Annotated in this window: 6 protein-coding genes; 4 read left to right on the top strand and 2 right to left on the bottom strand. The window is 37.4% G+C overall.

Features of this window, described 5'->3' with window-relative positions:
- From AC1DPQ_RS19525 to AC1DPQ_RS19510, 4 genes are all read left to right on the top strand, one after another.
- Positions 1-370 (top strand): hypothetical protein (locus AC1DPQ_RS19525; RefSeq protein WP_477610599.1); only part of this gene is annotated, 370 nt, incomplete at its 5' end.
- Between the two features lie 498 nt (positions 371-868).
- Positions 869-2,062: an aminofutalosine synthase MqnE gene (gene mqnE, locus AC1DPQ_RS19520; RefSeq protein ID WP_477610598.1), complete on the top strand. Its 1,194-nt coding sequence runs from the start codon at positions 869-871 to the stop codon at positions 2,060-2,062.
- Positions 2,063-2,188: 126 nt separating this feature from the next.
- Entirely contained in the window at positions 2,189-2,812 is a 624-nt protein-coding gene (locus tag AC1DPQ_RS19515) for a histidine phosphatase family protein (protein ID WP_477610597.1), read from the top strand.
- 39 nt (positions 2,813-2,851) lie between these two features.
- On the top strand, positions 2,852-3,592 hold the full coding sequence (locus AC1DPQ_RS19510; RefSeq protein WP_477610596.1) for a menaquinone biosynthetic enzyme MqnA/MqnD family protein: 741 nt from the start codon (positions 2,852-2,854) through the stop codon (positions 3,590-3,592).
- Between the two features lie 100 nt (positions 3,593-3,692).
- Here the strand turns inward: AC1DPQ_RS19510 and AC1DPQ_RS19505 are convergent, their stop codons facing one another.
- Together AC1DPQ_RS19505 and AC1DPQ_RS19500 are read right to left on the bottom strand one after the other, a co-directional pair.
- A complete protein-coding gene (locus AC1DPQ_RS19505) occupies positions 3,693-4,007 on the bottom strand; it encodes an HPF/RaiA family ribosome-associated protein (protein ID WP_477610595.1) in 315 nt (104 codons plus the stop codon).
- 75 nt (positions 4,008-4,082) lie between these two features.
- Positions 4,083-4,303: phospholipase D-like domain-containing protein (locus AC1DPQ_RS19500; RefSeq protein WP_477610594.1), on the bottom strand; the 221-nt coding region annotated here is incomplete at its 5' end.

Raw genomic sequence — 4,303 nt, 5'->3', positions numbered from 1 at the left:
GGTTTTAAACAATGTAACTTTAGAGGGTTTGCCTGACCAAGCTGTTCAAGGTTTATTCGGCGAAAAATCATATAAATGTTTTCAGGGAAGTACATGGAAATTAACCAATAGCGGTAATGGTTCTTATACTTTACCAGCATCAAGTACTTGTGGTTCAGTAATGCAAACTATTTTCTGGTCGGCAACACCTGCTGAYGAAACTTTCCAATTCAAGAAAATTTTTGAAGGTGATAAAGCTAAAAATGTAACAGAGGGTTACCGTTTGGTGTTAACTCAACTTTCTAAAGGAAATATGGTTATGAAATCGCCAATTGAATTCGGTGGAAAAACAGCTAATATCGTGTTGACGTTTTCTCCAGCAGCCAATTAAGCATTAGTTACGTAACCGTTATGAACGGCTTCATAACTAATAATAAATGTTCATGATAGCATTACTATCACTGAAACACATAAATTGCCAGTGAAAAACATATAGTGAGAGCACTTCTGAAAAGAGGTGCTTTTTTTGTTTACTGTTTTTTAGGTGCCACGGAAACACGGATTTACACGGAGTTTCTTAGACTCTTTTATAATAGGGTTTTACCATAGATTAATACAGATATAAATTAGAATCAGGTTTTGTCTTACAAGCCTGTCCGTCAAGCGGGGAACATCAATTTATACTGAAGTTTGACAGTTATTTTTCCGTGACTTCCGTGTTTCCGTGGCTAATATTAACGCCTACAGCTAAGCTCACATTAAAAGCAATCAATATCAGTGTTCATCTGTGGTTGATTCTCACAGCCAACATTCAAAAATCGCGGTTTGTTACAAGAAAATGATTTTCAAATCGCCTCATTATTGTATTTTTGTTCAAAATAAATCAGGAATGAATACAACTGAGCAAGTTGAAAAGATATTAGCTGATACCAATTTATCAACTGAATTACAAAACATAGCACACAAAGTCCTTCACGGAGAACGGATTACCTTTGATGAAGGCGTTCACTTGTACGAACATGCAGAACTGGGTTACCTTGGTATTCTGGCAAATTTTATCCGCGAACAGAAACACGGTGATAAAACTTATTTCAACCGGAACTTCCATTTAGAACCTACCAATCTTTGCGTTTACGACTGCAAATTTTGCTCATACTCCCGTTTAATCAAACAAAAAGAAGAAGGCTGGGCCTTAACAATGGAGCAAATGCTCGATATCGTTAAAAAATATGATGGCGAACCTGTAACGGAAGTGCATATTGTAGGTGGGGTACTTCCTCAATATGATGTTGCCTTTTATTCTGCTTTATTTTCGGCTATTAAACAGCATCGCCCTGATTTGCATGTGAAAGCATTAACACCTGTTGAGTACCATTATATCTTTAAGAAAGCCAAAATCGATTATGCAACAGGTATGCGTTTGATGAAAGAGGCCGGATTAGAATCAATACCAGGTGGAGGAGCAGAGATTTTTCACCCTGAAATCAGAGAACAGATTGCTAAAGATAAATGTACTGGTCAGCAATGGCTTGATATTCATGAAGAATGGCATAAACTTGGTATGCGCAGTAATGCCACCWTGCTTTATGGTCATATTGAAAAATATTGGCACCGGGTAGATCATATGGAGAAATTACGGGAATTGCAGGATCGCACGGGTGGTTTCCAGACTTTTATTCCACTAAAATTCAGAAATCAACATAACCAGATGAGTAATGTGCCTGAATCTTCAGTAATTGAAGACTTAAGGAATTACGCCATCGCCCGTATTTATATGGACAACTTCGATCATATTAAAGCTTATTGGGCAATGATCAGTCGTGAAACAGCTCAGCTATCCTTAAATTATGGTGTTGATGATATAGACGGAACCTTGGATGATACCACCAAAATATATTCAATGGCCGGAGCCGAAGAGCAAACACCCGCAATGAGTACCAAAGAGCTGGTGAATCTGATTAAACAAGTGGGGAGAAAAGCAATAGAGCGTGATACTTTGTATAATGTGGTTACCGATTTCGAGCACGTAGTTTTCGAAGAAGAAAAGAAACCTCAGTATTATAAGCTACCCGTTGTGAATTAATAATCGAATGAAAGAATGAGAGATTGAGTGAATGTGATAGGCAACTCGGTATTCGATCATCAAAACTCAATCATTCATTAATTAAACAATCAATAAACTCAATCATTCAAAATTCAATCATTATTGATGAAGGAAATATACATTATACGCCACGGCGAAACGGAACTTAACAGACAAGGCATAGTACAGGGCAGAGGTATAAATTCTGACTTAAATGATTTAGGTAGGGCACAGGCCGAAGCGTTTTATCAAACCTATAAAAATGTCCCATTTGATAAGATTTACACTTCGGATTTAAAACGTACCTGGCAAACCGTCCAGAAGTTTATTGATTCGAGATTACCCTGGGAAAAACTTTCGGGTTTAGACGAATTGGCCTGGGGCATTTGGGAAGGGAAACCGAATACAGAAGATGCACGAGATGCTTTCCGTGAGATGCTGCAAAGCTGGCAGGATGGTGATTATACTGCTCATTTCGAAGGTGGCGAAAGCGTTCAGGATGTTTACGAACGTTTAAAACAACCGATGGAAGTTTTGATGAGCAGACCTGAAGAGAAAACAGTTTTACTTTGCATGCATGGTAGAGCAATGCGCGTTTTCTTGTGTTTATTGTTGGGTAAACCACTGAGCGAAATGACCGAGTTTCCACATCAAAATACGGTGCTTTATAAAATGGGATTCGAAGATGGAAAATTTACTGTTCTTGAATTTAATAGTGCCGTTCATTTAGACGGTTTAGTAATTGAATAATTCGCTTAACGCCAAACGCGAAGCGCAAAACATAACACCTTGAATAAGATTAAAATATCGGCTGTTGCCTATACCAATACCAAAGCTTTTATATACGGATTAGAACATTCGGACATTATAAATAAAATTGATTTAAGTTTAGATATTCCTTCAGATTGCGCAGCTAAAGTAATTAACGGTCAGGTTGATATCGGTTTAATGCCTGTAGCAGCTATTCCCTTGGTTCCAAATGCCAATATTGTAGCCGATTATTGTATTGGAAGTGATGGAGGTGTAAATTCTGTATTCATTTTTAGTGAAGTTCCTGCCCAGGAAATTAAAACGGTTAGACTGGACACCCACTCGCGTACTTCGAACAATTTAGCCAAGGTATTGCTTAAGTTTCATTGGAAAAAAGAAGTGGAGTTTACTACCGACCCTGCTGCAAAAACCGATGCTTTTGTTTTAATCGGTGATAGAACCTTTGGTAAAAAAGAAGACTTTGCTTACGCTTACGACATGGGTGAGGAGTGGAAAAACTTTACCGGATTACCATTTATGTATGCGGCCTGGGTGGCCAACAAAGAAATCTCACTAGAATTTAAGGCTGAATTTAATGCCGCTTTAAAATTTGGCTTAGCCCATAGAAAAAATGTTTTACAGGAATTACCTGAAGTGCCGAATTTCGATCTGGAGGATTACCTGTACTACAAACTTCAATTTGATGTTACCGATGATAGAAAAAAAGCATTAAATCTGTTTTTGGGATATATTGAAGAATTGGAAAAAGTAAGTATATAAATAAAATCGTCATTCCCAACTTGATTGGGAATCTTAATGCATTGCTATGACTGCTTTAAGATTCCCGCCTACGCGGGAATGACGGCCTCGCCAAAGAAATTTAGTGTGCTTTCATTTTACCAGCCACTTTTTCGAGTGTACTTTTTAATTTTGTTAAAGCACCTGTAATAGCCAAATCGTAGGTATTACCCATATTGGTTACGGCTATAGGGTCTTTTCCTGTTATTCTGGCTTCTAATAAACACCTTTTATCATCTAAGCCATCTTTACTGCCGTTTTCATCAGATAGATGAACTTCTAAGCGCGTAATTAGATCGCTATATCTGCTMAAGCCTTCATTTAGCTGTGTCTGAATTTTTTCGTCGTATTCTTGGTGTATGGTTAAGTTTTTGTCGGTATTCAATTGGATCGTCATAATTAAAATATTAGGTATAAATTTATATTAATGTAACAGCAATAGGGCCAAAACGTTTTGAAATTAGTGTTAATTTTAGTTAATAGGTTCAATGTATAATTGTCTTCCCCATAGCTGTAGATCTGCCGCAAGCATATAAGGGTTTTCAAAAAGGTCGTCAATTTCCTTATTTATTTTCTCAATTGCGTTAATGTCCGAAGTTCTAATTCGAGTTTCATGGTTGTGCTGGGTTCCGCTTGCGGTAAAGTTTAACGATCCCATGTAAGCGATTTGACCATCAATTAGGTATATTTTAC

The organism is Pedobacter sp. 01T416_2 (genome assembly GCF_056398925.1).
The sequence above is the reverse complement of the archived record's forward strand: the minus strand, read 5'-3'. Positions and strand labels throughout refer to the sequence as shown.

Excerpts from the sequence above, each read along its gene's own strand:
- AC1DPQ_RS19515 (WP_477610597.1), top strand. The coding sequence starts at position 2,189 with ATGAAGGAAATATACATTATACGCCACGGCGAAACGGAACTTAACAGA.